The organism is Chitinophagales bacterium (assembly GCA_040877935.1).
GTDB lineage: Bacteria > Bacteroidota > Bacteroidia > Chitinophagales > CAIOSU01 > JBBDNB01.
Map to the genome: position 1 here is coordinate 1 of JBBDNB010000041.1, position 15,646 is coordinate 15,646.

Annotated in this window: 11 protein-coding genes; 6 read left to right on the plus strand and 5 right to left on the minus strand. The window is 39.2% G+C overall.

What is annotated here, in order from left to right:
• Nucleotides 1–614: 614 nt before the first annotated feature.
• The 4 genes from WD048_10655 to WD048_10670 form a co-directional block, all read right to left on the minus strand.
• Nucleotides 615–1,331, minus strand: a complete 717-nt coding sequence (locus tag WD048_10655) for an ABC transporter ATP-binding protein (GenBank protein ID MEX0812665.1) — start codon at nucleotides 1,329–1,331, stop codon at nucleotides 615–617.
• Complete coding sequence (locus WD048_10660) at nucleotides 1,328–2,938, minus strand: iron ABC transporter permease (GenBank protein MEX0812666.1); 1,611 nt, start codon at nucleotides 2,936–2,938, stop codon at nucleotides 1,328–1,330. The genes WD048_10655 and WD048_10660 overlap by 4 nt, the downstream gene beginning before the upstream one ends.
• Before the next feature lie 9 nt (nucleotides 2,939–2,947).
• A complete protein-coding gene (locus WD048_10665) occupies nucleotides 2,948–4,000 on the minus strand; it encodes a Fe(3+) ABC transporter substrate-binding protein (protein ID MEX0812667.1) in 1,053 nt (350 codons plus the stop codon).
• 79 nt (nucleotides 4,001–4,079) lie between these two features.
• Nucleotides 4,080–5,102, minus strand: a complete 1,023-nt coding sequence (locus WD048_10670) for an SGNH/GDSL hydrolase family protein (protein MEX0812668.1) — start codon at nucleotides 5,100–5,102, stop codon at nucleotides 4,080–4,082.
• 216 nt (nucleotides 5,103–5,318) lie between these two features.
• On the opposite strand from WD048_10670, the gene WD048_10675 reads away from it, so the two are divergent.
• From WD048_10675 to WD048_10685, 3 genes are all read left to right on the plus strand, one after another.
• Nucleotides 5,319–6,032, plus strand: a complete 714-nt coding sequence (locus WD048_10675; protein ID MEX0812669.1) for a hypothetical protein — start codon at nucleotides 5,319–5,321, stop codon at nucleotides 6,030–6,032.
• A gap of 114 nt (nucleotides 6,033–6,146) precedes the next feature.
• Complete coding sequence (locus WD048_10680; GenBank protein ID MEX0812670.1) at nucleotides 6,147–7,238, plus strand: hypothetical protein; 1,092 nt, start codon at nucleotides 6,147–6,149, stop codon at nucleotides 7,236–7,238.
• Between the two features lie 11 nt (nucleotides 7,239–7,249).
• Nucleotides 7,250–8,629 (plus strand): T9SS type A sorting domain-containing protein, encoded by a 1,380-nt coding sequence (locus WD048_10685; GenBank protein ID MEX0812671.1) that lies wholly within the window; start codon nucleotides 7,250–7,252, stop codon nucleotides 8,627–8,629.
• Between the two features lie 174 nt (nucleotides 8,630–8,803).
• Here the strand turns inward: WD048_10685 and WD048_10690 are convergent, their stop codons facing one another.
• Entirely contained in the window at nucleotides 8,804–10,942 is a 2,139-nt protein-coding gene (locus tag WD048_10690; protein MEX0812672.1) for a ComEC/Rec2 family competence protein, read from the minus strand.
• A gap of 237 nt (nucleotides 10,943–11,179) precedes the next feature.
• Here WD048_10690 and WD048_10695 point away from each other — a divergent pair, with 237 nt between their 5' ends.
• From WD048_10695 to WD048_10705, 3 genes are all read left to right on the plus strand, one after another.
• Nucleotides 11,180–12,232, plus strand: a complete 1,053-nt coding sequence (locus tag WD048_10695; protein ID MEX0812673.1) for a DUF2804 domain-containing protein — start codon at nucleotides 11,180–11,182, stop codon at nucleotides 12,230–12,232.
• 12 nt (nucleotides 12,233–12,244) lie between these two features.
• Nucleotides 12,245–12,625 carry a YrdB family protein gene (locus WD048_10700; GenBank protein ID MEX0812674.1) on the plus strand — a complete coding sequence of 127 codons (381 nt, stop codon included), beginning with the start codon at nucleotides 12,245–12,247 and terminating at the stop codon, nucleotides 12,623–12,625.
• Nucleotides 12,626–12,866: 241 nt separating this feature from the next.
• Nucleotides 12,867–15,587, plus strand: a complete 2,721-nt coding sequence (locus WD048_10705; GenBank protein MEX0812675.1) for a FlgD immunoglobulin-like domain containing protein — start codon at nucleotides 12,867–12,869, stop codon at nucleotides 15,585–15,587.
• The last annotated feature ends 59 nt before the right edge of the window (nucleotides 15,588–15,646 follow it).

Here is a 15,646-nt window from a genome sequence, read left to right on the forward strand (position 1 = left end):
TGCCGGGTGGTGTGGGGGGACAGCGGTGAAAGCCGCTTCCTACCCGATTAAAAAAGGATCCCACCACCACCCGATCCCGGAGGGATCACACATTATACATAAAACCATTATCGGTTTACCAGGAATTTTCATACAAAAGACACGGAACTTCTCGTAAAGCAATTTGAAGATCGTGTTTTCTGAAGGGCAGTAACACATTTTTCTTTAAAGCGAGAATTGCTGCCAATGTTTGCTGCATGAATATTTATTGTTAAAAATACCCTTAAGGATAAGTGCCTTTTTGACAAACATATTACCAGCTATTCGTGTTGTTACAAATAGAAAGCAGGGTTAAAAATAATGGCATAAATTATTGAAAACAAATGAATTTAATCGGTTGGTAAAAAATAATGTTTTAGTTTTTAATTGTCCTGAAACTTTCTTAAAATTGAAGCGTAAACATAGATAAGAAGCGTAGAAAAAACATACATTAAGATATCCGACCTTCAATTGACTGCAGCAACTTGAGGGTCTTAAAAGGCTCCTTCGGCATTTATTTGCCGGGGGCTTTTTATTTTAAGCCAAGTTGTAGCTTGCCCTTGTCTTAGTGTGCGTCTCTCGCACATTTCAATGTTTTATAAGCTCAGTTTAAACAAAGCCTTCACATAATCATTTGCAGGTGTTTGCGTGATTTCTTCCCATGTGCCGATTTGCTGCTGATGTCCTTCGCGAAGGACTACAATGCGTCCGGCCAGTTGTTTGGCATCTTCCAGGTCATGCGTCACTAAAATGCTGGTAATGTTCTTTTCCCGGATAAGTGATTTTACAAAATTGCGCACCGACTGCCGAATCATGGTGTCGAGATTACTAAATGGTTCATCCAACATCAACATATTTGGATTGAGAATAAGTGCCCTGGCAAGTGCCACCCTTTGTTGTTCACCGCCCGACAATTGATGGGGGTATTTCTTTTCAAAATTTGAAAGTTGCATTTCTGAAAGCAGTTCTTTCACCCGTTGGGGATTGTTTTTGCGCAGGCCAAAAGCTATATTGTCTTTCACATTGAGATGTGGAAACAGTGCGAAATCCTGAAATACCAAGCCTATTCTTCGTTCAGCTGGAGGAAGAAAATTCTTATCGTCCGACAAAACTTCACGGTTTAATACAATAGAACCGGAATAAGGTTTTTCCAATCCTGCAATGAGCCGCAATAAAGTGGATTTGCCCGATCCACTTTCTCCAACAATGGCCAGAATTTCTCCTTCTTCCAGGTGCAAATCAAAATGATCAAGTATCATCTTTTTATTGCCCGGATATTTATAGGATAATTGATGGATGTCTAAAAAGCTCAAATTTCACTGTTTTTAATAATGCTTCTAACAAAGAGCAAAGCTAAAGAACCCATAGCAACAATACACAAAGCAGGTAGAGCCGCTTGCCGCAGAGCTTCATCACTGGCCAGTTCAAATGCATTGGTGGCTAATGTGTTAAAATCAAATGGCCGTAGTATCAATGTCAGTGGCAGTTCTTTCAGTACATCCAGAAAAACAAGAATTCCCCCTGCAATCAATCCGCCTTTACTCAGCGGCAGATATATTTTAAAAAAGGCTTTCAATGAATTTACCCCGGACAATTTACAGGCATCAGGATAGGCTTGTGGCATTTTCTCCATTACTCCGTCAAGGGCATTGTAGCTCACTGCAAAAAAACGAATTACACAGGCATATGTAAGCGCAAATATAGATCCATTGATTAGAAGCCCTGTATTCCACCCATAGTGATTGTCTAACCAAAGTAAGGGTGCCAAAACACCAATGGCAATAATGGCTCCGGGAATCGCATATCCAATACTGCTGAGCCGGACAACAGCACTTGTCCAAAAATTTTTGAAATAGTGATTGCTGAATGCATTTATAAATGCAATGATCAGGCAAATTATGGCTACAAGAAATGCTAATAATGCAGAATTAAAAACAAGTCCGGAAGATTCAAAGCCTGCTTCGCTCTGCAAAGCCCAAAATATCAATTGGAACAAAGGCAGTAAAATGCCCAGGAAAACGGGAATAGAGCAAACAACAAAGGCCAGCAAGGCATTTTTTCCTCTTAATTTATGTTCGTGACTGCGTTTTTTCTGAGTTCTGGAACTGCTGTATTTACGGGCAGATTGCAGTACTTTTTCAAGAAAATAGAAAAACAGAGTAACCAAAAGCAGGTTGCTGGCCAATTTTACGGCTGTTTGAATATCACCGAGAGAAAACCAGGTTCTGAAAATTCCGGTGGTTAGGGTTTTAATTCCAAAATAACTGGCAGCACCGTAATCATTCAAGACTTCCATAGTTACTAAAAACAAAGCACCGGCCAACGCAGGCCTTGCAAGTGGCAAGGCTATTTTATAAAAAACTTCGGCTGGCTTAGCACCCAGTGTTTGGGCCGCTTCTATTAGTGTTTCTTGCTGAATTTTAAAGGAGGAATACAAAATCAGATAGACATAGGGAAATAGTGCAAGTCCCATTACAAAACTTAGCCCAAGCCAGTTTTTCATATCTAACTGGTAGGAAATGTCAGGAAAAAAATCCAGCAAAAAAAAGTGCAGAGTACCGTAAACATTGAAAAATCCACCATAAACAAAAGCCATAATATAGGACGGAACAGAAAGTGGAAGTATAAGCAAGAGTGAAAATATCTTTTTTCCGGGAAATTGGTAGCGTGCCACCAACCATGCAGGGACAACTCCAAAAAGCAGGGAAAAAAGCCCTGTGAATAAAACCAGCAGTAAAGTATTGAGCACGTAATCCTGAAGTAAATGTTCTTTGAGGTGTGCCCAGTTGTCTCCACCGGAGATAAACAAACCGCTTATCACATAAGCTACTGGCACCAATAACAACACAGAAAAGAAGCTTACTGTAGCAATCCAGTAGTTTTTCTCATTTCTGATAGAAATAATGTTGTTTGTTTCCAATTCGCGATTTTATTGCCAGCCGGCCTCGTCCATTATTTTCACCGCCTGTGTATTGTATTTCCCCAAGTCATTTAAATCCAGGGTGTCTTTTCTGAAATCACCAAATGCTTTGAGAATTGACGGCCATTCAGCATCTGGATTTACTGGATATTCATTGTTTTCTTCTGCCAGCAATTCCTGAGAGTTTACATTGGTGAGAAACTGAATCAATTTGAGCGCATTTTCTTTATTTTTTGAATGATGCAACAAACCAATTCCACTGATATTGATATGTGCGCCATATTTACCGCTATCGGGAAAAATAATCTTCAGTTCTTTGGCAATGGTTTTTTCTTCATTCTGCTCAGAATCCATCAGCCGGGCCAGGTAATAGGTATTGACCAGTGCTATATCGCCAATTCCTGCAGCTACACTTTTTAGCTGATCAGTATCATTTCCTTTGGGTTTTCTGGCCATATTTTCTACAACCTGTTTTGTCCAGTTTAATGCATTTGCTTCCCCTTTATGTGCAATCAATGCTGATAGTAATGATTGGTTGTATAGGTTTTCAGAACTCCTTACCAAAACCCTTCCTTTGAATTTTGGATGAGCGAGCCCATCGTATGTTTTCAACAAATCTAAACCCTCAATCCTGTCTTTGTGTACTACAAACACCCGGCTTCTGTAGGTTAGTCCTACCCATTGTTTTTCTTTATCCCTGAAAAGCGGGTCAATTTGATCCATAATTTCAGCAGACTCAATGGCTTGAAGCAGCCCTGCATCCTTTGCGCGCCATAATCTTCCGGCATCTATTGTAATAATCAAATCCGCAGGTGAGTTTTCCCCTTCCATTTTAATGCGTTCCAACAATTGATCAGCACTGGCTTTTACAAGCTTCACTTTTATGCCAGTTTCTGCTTCAAAAGCTTTGTATAGTTTTTCATCTGAAGTGTAGTGGCGGTGGGAATATACATTCACTACTGCATCACTAGCTGTATCTGACTGTTTTGAATTATTGTTATCTGAATTACAACTGCCCAGAAAAAGTAAAATTAGGGGTAATAGTAGAAAGCTTGACTTCATTATTTTCATTTAAAAATTCAGAAGGCAAAGGTAGGAATTATCCCCTTCTTTAGAATGGTTTTAAATAATATCGCTACTCTTAGTGATTGCTGCTACGCACGATTTTCTGTTTTAGAAAATTGGTGATTTCCTTGGCCAGCAAAGCATTTCCTTTATTACTTACGTGGCATTCGTCTTTCCACCAGTGTTTTTCTATGGGGATCACAGCATTTAGCGAATACATAAATCCATATTGAGAGGCCAGTTTGTTGAGCAATTCATAGCGTTGAAAATAGCGTTGCTCCCTACAATCCAGTTTATTAAAATTACTGGTATTATTATAAAATTGCAGGGGCTGAACAAACTGAAAGTAGGGAATTTTATAGCCTTTACAGTAAGCTTTTATATCTAAAGTTATTTTTCGGTAAGTGCTTATAAACTCTTTTAGTTCATCATTTTGTGAATTGCAATCTATATTTGAATCTATCTTTTTTCTGAGCAAAAATGCTTTTAGCCGATCCACGTTTTTAAAAAAATAGGCAAAGCGCGAATAGGGTTTGGATTTAAAACGATTGTCCCGAATTACTCTAAAGTCTCCCCAGTGGTGTGGCGGCAATGGGTGCGGTGAATCATAAAAACGATTGTACCATTGTGTGGCAATATCATTGTAGCCATCTACGCCTATGACCATATCGGGTTTATAAACCATGCCGATGCTCTGTAGCAGTATGAATTCCTGTTGCAGGACAAAAGCTGAAATCCCTGCATTTATGACTTCAAAATTTTTTCCCGGGATTTGTCTTTCCAGTTCTTTTTCCAGAAAAACGGCTATGGTAGAATCCGCTTCATAGCCACGTGCTACACTGCCACCCAAAAGCAATATCCTGTAATTGTCATTGTTTTCGGATACTGTTGAATAATTTGTTTTAAAACCGTGCTGGTTCAGGTTTTTCCCTGTTTTAAAAAGATAGTACAAGTAGGGATAATCCCTTGTTTCCATCACTTCAACCTGGTCTATATGCTGGTCTTTGATGTAAAACATTATACCAAGCAATACCTCTATAAGCAGACCCATTGCGAAAAGGCCAAGCAGCAAGAAGATGGTTTTTTTGATAAATTTCATTGTGGGTTTAAAGTTACACTTATTAACCCTGAAAATACTTTTCGAATTTAGGGTTTAATCTCAATTCGCTTTAATTTTTTTTAGCAAAATAACTTAATCCTATTTGTTAATAATTATTAATTAATGTTAAATACCCCCCCCCCTCTATTATAAAAAATCAAAAAGTATTCATTAGATTCAAAATCATCATTATTCGAAACCAAAAAACCTAAAGTTATGAGCATCGAAAAAATCAACCCCTACGATTATGCAGGCGGGCAGTTTACTGCCGGTCTTGATTATGTGGCCGCTGAACTGCCAGTGGATCCAACGATTGACGATTTAAGAGATAAAGTAGTTGAGTATATTGAAGATACTTTTTTTACTGAAGGAGAAGAATCGGACATGCCCGGTTTTGTTGAAAATCGTATTCAAAGTATTATTCCTTCAGTAATTAACTCCTACAGGAAGTCGGCTATACAGAACGGACAGGTACATTTTGATGGAGCCCAGACCATGTTTATCAGGGAAATGCTCGGCTCCATTTTCAGCGTTCCGGTAAAAAGTGTTGAACAGAGGCTCAGCGATATCGAAGACAAGCTGGATTGCAGCAATTTGAACAGCGAACAGTCCGCCCCTTTGTTCATGGCTATTTCAGTTGGAAAGGCCGCAAATGAATATTGGCTGAATGAAATCGGAACTCCTACCAATTGGACTACATACCTGGATTCTTCCGAAGCCATCAACTACATGAATTTTGCCTATTGGGTAGAAACCGCTATGGAGGGCACATTGCTGGGCTACAGCCAACTCGATTCCAAAGTGCACAACCCAGATGTGATCTCAAATCTAAGTGCCACTTTTGGTTTAATATCTGCTATTGGTGGTGCGATAGGTTTAAATGCCTCCAAGCTGGTATTCGATGTAATTCCCAAGGTGCGCTGTCACTGATCGATTTAAACTTATCCAATTCCGATAGCTATCGGAATTGGATAAGTTGATTGTGATCGTTCGGAACGGAAAAGTTTCCGCTCATTTTTTATTAAATTCATAAAAGCCAATATTATGAACAGCTTAAAACATATAACCGACTGGCCCACTGCCGGGAGCAGTGTGGATTGGAAGGGGATAAGAGGTAGTTTAAATAATCTTGAAAGTGGTAGTTGCCCTTCATGTAAACAATACAAAACTAAAATGTCAAATTCAGTTTCAAGCCTTAGTAATGGAAAGAGTAGAATGTTCCAAAACTATAGAATTAAAAGAGTTGGCCAAAGCTTTATGGATCCAGATGTTATAAATACAGGTATACCAGGAAGTGGTTCAACGACTGTTGTGGAATTTCAACTTCAATTCCAAGATATTAACGGTAACGCTGCTGATGTAGATGTCGATGATTTAAATGGTGCAAGTTGTGAAATAGAATGGTATGTTGAATACCAAATTGATCAGGACAACCCCAATTTGAATGTAATGGTATGTAAAGCATGGCCTGGCGGACCTTGTGGAACATCTTTGATAGGCGGACCGGGTCAAATAATAAAAAACTCAAAAACGACTAGTATTTTGTTGATAACAAATACTGTTAATGTAGAGCAATTTATTACTTTGGGAGTAAACCTTCAAAATTGTAATAGTACATGGGCGCCTGCAGGTGGTTCTAATCCACGAAAAACGATTAAACTTTCAAATGAAACCTATGTTGGCCCAGGGAGTATTGCCCCCTGCCCTGTAGATATTCAGGGTCCTATGGAAATTGAATGCAATGAGGCTGGTTTTTATAATGCTGTTTCACCAAATCATCCACATTATTCTCATTATTACCAATGGGAAATTGATAACCCAAACTGGTTAATTCTTCCAGGAAAGCATGGAAATGATTTTATTCAATTAATACCTCCAAGTGCATCATTTTTGTCAATGCATCCTGAACATAGATTTGTTAAATTGTGTGTTTGGACAAGTGGTTCAGGCTGTGAGTTATCAAAAAATTGTATATGGGTAAAAGCCAATTGTAAATTAGAAGCTGGAATAAACCCAAATATTTTTGATAACCCTACTAATAGATGGGGAATCAGGGGTACAGCAACCCCTTTTGAAGGTAGTCAAGAGTTTGAGGTTGATTGGTCGGCAATTTGCAGACGAAGAGGAACTTGCTAAAATGATTTAAGATGTTTAGAGTTTATGCAATAATGCTTTTAATTATTTTCAACTGCCCTATCTATTCGCAAACCTGGCATCCGCTTCAAAAAGGCGTAACAAACGGTCTTTCAGATGGATTTGATCAAAGTGAGGTAATGGGGCTATATACAAGTATTGAAAGAAATCAATTACTTGTATGTGGAAATATTACACATGTTGATATTGATAAAAGAGCCAGTGGATTTGCCGCATGGGATAACTCCCAATGGATTTCGGTTGATACATCTATTGGAAGTTGGATCAAAGCCATAACCACATTTAATAATGAAATAATTATTGGTATCTCCCAAACCGGAGGAGCTACACCTGACAAACGCATACAAAGGTTGGACGGCAGTCAATGGCACAGCTTTGGCTCTGGACTTGATACAAATGGAAGTGTAAATGTTTTATCAGCAGATAATAACCACTTGTACATCGGAGGATATTTTGACAGCATTGATGGAAATGCAGCCCAAAGCATAGCTGCCTGGGATGGTGTAGCTTGGAACAATATGAACGGGGGGATTGAAAATACGGATACCTCAAGCAATAGCTACCGTGCCATACACTGCATATATGTAGATGAAAATGGCGATGTTTATGCAGGGGGCGATTTCACACATGCCGGAAATGCGGTTGCCCGCAGTATTGCAAAGTGGGATGGCAGCAACTGGCATTCTCTGAGCAATAGTGATTTTAAACTGATCACTTCCATAGAAAAATACAATGGGGAAATATATGTGGCTGGAATAATCAATACTGCAAGAAAAATCGGTAAATGGGATGGAAATGATTGGGAAATTATAACTACGCCCCATCCCAGCCATTTTAAACCTTATTATTTAAGAACTTTTAATGGGTATCTGTTTGCTGCTGAAAATCAAAATTTTTCAGGATCAACAAAAGTTCTTAGCTGGGATGGCAATGAATGGTCAACTGTTGGTAGTTTTACACTAAGTTCAAATTCAACAGGAATGATCTTCGCTCTTGAGGTATTTCAGAATGAATTGTATGTCGGTGGTAGGTTTGATTCTGTAAATGGAATGGCTGCAAAAAATATAGCCAAACTCTCCATGCCCCCTGTTTCAGTAGAGGAACAGGAGCTTGAAAACCTGCAGCTTACCCTCAGCCCCAACCCAGCACGTTCCAACCAGCAAATCAATTTTGAAAGAAGCATGGCCAATGAAGCAGCCCAGCTTCACCTTTATGACCTGCAAGGGAAATTGATAGAGAGCATCCGCATTCCCTCTGGGGAAAAGCGCAGCACTTTTAGTTTGGAAAAAGCATCAGGAGTTTATTTCTATCAATATCAAAGCATGGAAAACCCGCGTCAAAACCAAAGCGGGAAGTTGCTTTTGTTGAAGTGAAGGTGGGCAGTTATCCTATAAAACCTTCAGGATTTGAGCCTGTCTTAACTACTATTCCCAACTCTGACAGGGTCTTACCTAAAACGGCAAGCAGGTCAAAACCCTGTCAGAGTTTAGTCAGAAACTGTAGTCATAGAATGACTGCCCCTGCTTGAGCAAGTTCAAAAAATCAAATCACAATGGATGAACATAAGCCCCTTGTTCCATAAGAAAATGCATATCGAGTTCCTGGTCTTTTGCAGCTTCTTTCAATTTTCTCAAAAAACCATAGGAGTTGCTGCCATCAATGATTAAACGGGTGTTTTCTGATAAGAGCCCCAAGTGGTCAATCAATTTGTATGGATTCTTTCGGACCAGTAGCATATCAACAGCATTCTGTTCAAATAAAGGCAGGTACTCTTCAATATTTGATTGTTTGTCAATAATCATTACAAGAGCATTGTCAATTTGTAATAGTGGAGCTCGATAAAGCATCGAGTTACTTTGAAAACCTGTTTTGCTTTCCAGGTATAAAACAGTATCATTTTCAGTATATCCTTTCAGCCACCAGTTGTGGATTACACTGAACAGCATTTGATCTTTATCATTGATCAGCGCAGAATCCGCAAGAAAATAATTTCTGTCAAAGTGATTTAAGTCTATTGCTGTTGCACCTTTTACAGCATAAAAAGTCACTGATTGCTTGCTGAGGTTTTTCCAGTTTTTAATATTGAAGAAAAACAGCAATAGAATAATTGCAGCGCTAAACGTGTATAAGGCTAATTTTTTTCTGAAATGATAAAAGAACAGCAGGCTCAACACTACTACATAGCAAAGCCAGGTTTCTAAAATAGTAGGAGAGAAGCCGATCAACAAAGAACCTGGCAGGCTTTCTATATTGAAAACCAAATAGTTGAGCAATTGGAAAAGTGCCTGAATAATTTTTCCGAAAATTAGAAGTACAGGTTCAAGAACAGACCATATACTTTCAAGTGCTGCTATAGCAAAAAAGCCCAATCCCATTGGCAATAAAAGCATTGCAGCGGGAATCACTACCAGGTTGGAAACCATGAAATAAACCGGGAACTGATGGAAGTAAAGCAAACCAATGGGGAATGTGGCCAGTTGAGCAGCAATAGATACGCAGGAAATGGCCCAAATCCAGTCCAGAACTTTGTTTTCGATATAAATTTGTTTGTAGAGAATAGGTTGTATGGCAATAATTCCCAGCAGGGCGGAGTAGGACAATTGAAAACCCACCTCCATTAATAAATAGGGATTGATACAAAGCAAAATAAATGCTGATGCTACTATGGAATTATAAATCCCGCTGCTGCGATTGATATTTTGGGCTATTCCAATTAGCGAAAACATTAGCGCAGCGCGTTGTATGGAAGGGGAGAGGCCTGTGAGAAATGCATAAGCCCATATAATGAGAATAAGCAGCACGATTTTTAATTGTTTTTTTCTGCGCCCAGTATTCAAAAAGAACAGCAGATGATTGAGAATCCAGTAAAAAATACCAACATGTAAACCCGATACGGCCAGCACATGCATGGCTCCCGATGCTGAGTAAGCCCTGATGGTCTCATTGTCGAGTTTTTCACGATAACCAAGCAGCAGGGATGCAGCTACTTCAAATGCTTTATCATCCTGAATATGCGTTGAAAGGGTTTGACTAAGCTTATTGCGTAGAAAATAACTCCAGTGAAACACAGAAAAGTAGCGGGTTTTTGATTCATGTAAAAGCAATTGCTTTTCTGTAAAATAAACCTGGTGCTGAATCTGCCGAAAACCCATAAAACGGGCATAATTGAATTGAGCGGGGTTAAGTGGGGCTTGTAATTTTGCAGGTTTTATTTGCAATACTAGTTCATCTCCATAGCTCAAATATTGTCCTAAGCTGTCTTCTACATAAAACAACATATTGCCCTGCACCGCATTTTTATTAAGTGCTATAAGTTTGCCGATAAATTTTTTAGAGCGTTTCTTTTGTACAGGAGCCTCATCTATTCGCAGATGCAGGAGTACTTTTTCTTCTTTTGGATAATAATGGCTGTAATGACTATTGTAATTGCTATCGGTATTGAACCATGTAATAATATAGCCCAGAAAAAATGCATTGAGCAAAATGAAAAAACCATTGAGCCAGCGCAGTGGATATTGCTTTTTTAAAAACAGTTGATAAGCGGTAAAAGCCAGGTAAACTATCGCAAAAGAAATAAAGATGATTTTGCTGAGCAGTGGCGACTGCCCAAAAACAGCAAGGATAATACCCAGCAGAAATAAGGGCATCATGCGCAAAAAACTTATTTCACGTATGTGATCCAGCATTTAATAAATATAATGAAATATCACTTTAGTTTAAGGTGGAATTTGATTTTATTAATCATCTATTGAAGTACGGTTATTTCAAACAAGCACCCTTTAAAGTTTTTTTAACATCCTCTTTCTGGGATTCCTACTCAATTTTGATAAATTCACGGTATTGTTTTTTGATGATTGGAAGCCTGGCTGATTTTCGGTCAGGCTTCTTTTTGTTATTTTTGGCGTCAACATATAAAAACAACCATGACCAATTACTTCAGAGAAATTTCAGACCCCGTAGATGAAGTTGTTACAAATGGTCAGTTTAATTTTGGCACAAGGAGTACCCCCGTTAAAAAAGCCAATCTTTTAGACGCTGAAAAACCTTTTAGAACACCCTTTGTAAATTCTTTTAAAAACTACCGGCTCAAAGAATGGCAAGCCTTCCAGTTTGGTAATGAGCAGTATTTTATGATGGTAGCCATATATAATGCCAAAGCACTGGCTCTGGCTCAGTTTATTCTCTTTGATATTGAGAAAAACAAAAAGTACCATTATGAAAGAAAGGTAATGCCCTGGAATTTGAAAGTTGCAAAATCGCTGTATGGCACTGAGTCACATTATATCAGTGATGATTTTACAATTCTTGTTGAAAATGATCTACAAAGTGGCAGAGTGGGTATTGACATTCGTATAGAGAAGCAAAAAAACCTCCCTCATGTAATGGGGCAGTTTATGGGTTTTCACGAAACAGGAAAAGCAACACCCCTGGTAACCATAATGCCCTTTGGACAAAACAGGGGAATGTATTCCCATAAGTGTCTGATGCCCATGGAAGGCGGCTTGGATATTGGCGGAAAGCTGCTTGAATTTGAAGAAAGCAAGAGCTATATGCTTATGGATGATCACAAGGGCTATTATCCTTATCCCATGAAATACGATTGGGTAACTGCCGGGTATATTTCAGATGGAAAACATATTGGTTTTAACCTAACAGACAATCAGGTGCTTCAAAAGGAGCGGTTTAATGAAAATGTACTTTGGGTAAACGGTGAAATGAATTTGCTTCCTCCAGTAAAATTTGAGCGTGAAAACGGGGTAGACGGCAAATGGTTGATCAAAGACCGATTTGATCTGGTTAACCTGGAATTTGAACCAGTGATCAGCAATAGAATCAAGCTCAATTTATTGTTGCTTAGAAGCAATTACTACGGTCCTTATGGATTTTTTAATGGTTTTATTTATGATAAAAATCACAATAAAATAGAAATAAAAAATGTGTTTGGGATGGGTGAAAAATTCTTTTTGAGTGCATAGACCACCGAGCCAATGAGTGCACAGCAATTCAATCTTTATTTACGCTTGATCCTGAAAATACTCGCGCTGTTTGCAATGGCTTATTGGGCCTGGCAAGTTGATGTTGAATATATTCCTGCTGTCCTGCGTGTTTTTACTGTTTTGATAATCGCCTTAATTGTTTGGGGGGCATTTACAGTAAGCTACGACCCTTTTAAAACGGCCAAGCCAGTGTTTTCCATAGGAGGTGTTGCGAGGATATTTATTGAATTGTTTTATTTTGGCTTTGCAATCTTTTGTCTTTACGACAGTGGTTTGTTTCGGTGGAGCTGGGTTTATTCCAATTTGGTGTTGTTGCATTTTGCATTTTCGCATCAACGGATGGCTACTTTGCTAAAAGGTACAAAAAAATAATGCCTGGCTTTTGTGTATAAACCAGGCATCATTTCATTAATCACCACACTATAAAGAACCTTTGAAATCAAAAAAGGTTGTATTTAGCGTTGAGTTAATTCACAGCTGTTTTTCTATTTTGCAAAAAAATATTGTCTAAAGGCCTTAAAATTCTATGAAAAGTCTCTTGTTTTCAGCATTTGTTTTAATTTTTTTCCTGCTAATATATTTTAGTCAAAAAGCAGTAATTGTTGAAAAACCTGTGGTTAAAACCCAAAAAAAGGCACTGTATTCCAAGGAAGGCAGGGAGGAGTATTTTTTCAATCGATTAAAAGACCCCAAAACAGGACAAATCCCCAGTGGTATTCGTCATAAAGAACTGGAATTCGCTAAATCTCTTCCCGCAAATTCAGCAAAAAATTCAGGACAAGGGGAATGGATTTCTCGCGGCCCCAACAATCTTGGCGGAAGAACCCGTGCTTTCACTTTTGATATTGATGACAGTGATATTTTAATTGCAGGAGGTGTTACTGCGGGAATTTATAAATCATACGATGGTGGCACTTCTTTTGAGAAAAAAACAAGAGCAGACCAACTGCACAGTGTTACTTCTATTGAGCAAGACCGCAGGGCAGGCCATCGCGATGTGTGGTATGCCGGAACAGGAGAATATTATGCCATCGTTAGTGCAGCTTCCTTTTCGGCCAGGGCAAGTGGCAATGGTATTTATAAATCAACAGACAGTGGAGAATCATGGGAATTGCTGCCTTCAACCATTTCCAACACCCCCACAAGCCTGCACAGTCAGAAAGATTTTGATTTTGTATGGCGAATAGTTACAGATCATACCGCGCTGCAGAAAGACATTGTTTATGCAGCAGTAGTAAATGGCATTTTTCGCTCTGAAGATGGTGGACAGAATTGGGATGTGGTACTTGGCCTGGACACGACTGTGAATGGCCGGTCAGATTATACGGATATTATGATTACCGAATCGGGCGTGCTTTATGCTACAATTGGAAGTGGTACGCCCTCAAGGGGAATTTATCGCTCTGTGGATGGAATCAACTGGACGAATATCACCCCACAGGCTTTTCCGGGCAATTACAGGCGTATTGTTTTGGATTATTTCGAAGCAGATGAAAATAAAATCTGTTTTCTTGCAGAAACGCCCAATGCAGGAAAAAACGGACACAGCTTGTGGTATTATCAATATTTAAGTGGTGATGGCAGTGGCAGCAATGGACAATGGGACAATCGCTCCAGCAATTTACCCGACTACAACTGCAATTATTTCTATGATTTTGTTTTTGGCACCTTTCAATCCCAGCGCTCATACGATTTGGCTATTGCCCTGCATCCGCAAGATTCAAATATTATAGCCATTGGTGGCATTGATCTTTTTATCTCGACAGATGGCTTTAAAAGCAATAATAATTACAACTGGATTGGCGGGTATCAATGCGATACGGTTACACCTTCAAATTATGTCTATACCAATCACCACCCCGATATTCACTTGATTCGTTTTCACCCTGATAGCCCGGATATACTTGTTACAGGCAGTGATGGAGGTTTGCACAAAACAGAAAATTACCTTGCAAACAAACCTGTATGGATTGATATGAATACCAATTATGTAACTTCTCAATTTTATACAACAGCAATAGAGCCCGGTGAGGTTAGCAATGATATACTTGTAGGGGGCTTACAGGACAATGGTACCTGGTTTACCAATTCAGGGGATTTCAATTCGCCTTGGAATTCAGTATTCTATGGAGACGGGGCTTTTTGTGAAATACTACCGAGTAGAAATAATTATTACCTGAGCTGGCAGACAGGAAAGATTTTCAAGTTTGAAATTGATGATTCTGGAAATGTGCTTGGAAAAACCCGTATAGACCCGGCAGGCTCAAATTTTTCTTTATTTATTCACCCATTTTTGATCGATCCGGTGACTTACAATCAAATGTACACACCAAAACGCAGGCACATATATGTACAGGAAGATTTGGACAGCATAGTGATAACGGGAAATGAAACCGACCCGATCAGCCAGGGTTGGAGACGGATAGATGAGAGCAATGCCGGCTTTAGTATTTTCGATCCGGCCAGTTCCAATGGCAACATCACTGCATTGGATATGTCATCTGCTGACAATGATCGACTTTATTACGGCACTGATGATGGGCGTTTGTTTCGTTTAGACAGTCTGCAATCGACAACAGCACTTTTTACTGCCTTATGGGATACTGTGTTTCCAAATGCGGCATATGTTAGTTCGATAGCAGTAAGTGAACGTAACACAGATGAAGTAATAGTCAGTTTCTCGAATTATAATGTGCAAAGTATTTTCCGCTCAACTGATGCCGGTGAAACCTGGACATCTATTAGTGGAAATCTGGAAGAAAACCCCGATGGATCGGGTGATGGCCCCGCAGTTTTTTGGGTGGAATATTTACACAAAGAAAATGGAGCAGATATTTTGTATGCCGGTACAAGCACGGGTTTGTATTCGCTTGATCAATTGGATAATGCTCCCTATAACTGGATGCAGGAAGGAGTGGGGAGTATCGGGAATATTCCTGTTAATATGATCAAAACCAGGGCTTTTGACGAGAAAGTAGTGGTAGCTACCCATGGCAATGGCATGTACTCTACACGCTTTAAAAATATTGCATCAGTGGCGGATTTGAATATTGAAAATGAGGCATTGGTTTTACATCAAAATCGCCCCAATCCATTTGATCAGCAGACAAAAATAAAATTTAAACTTGCCACAGCAGAGCAGCTTGAGCTGAGTGTTTTTGATATGCAGGGCAAGTCTGTTAAAAATCTGTTTAGCGGAAAATTAAATGCCGGAACTTACAGTTTCGACTGGAATGGCAAAAATGAACAAGGCAACGATATGGCTCCGGGAATGTATATCTACAGGCTGAGCAATGGAACCCAAAGCTGGAGCAATCAGATGATTAAGTTTTGAGGTATAATACCAAATTAATTGTGTAATGCCGCATATATTCCTTATCTTTCCATGATGGG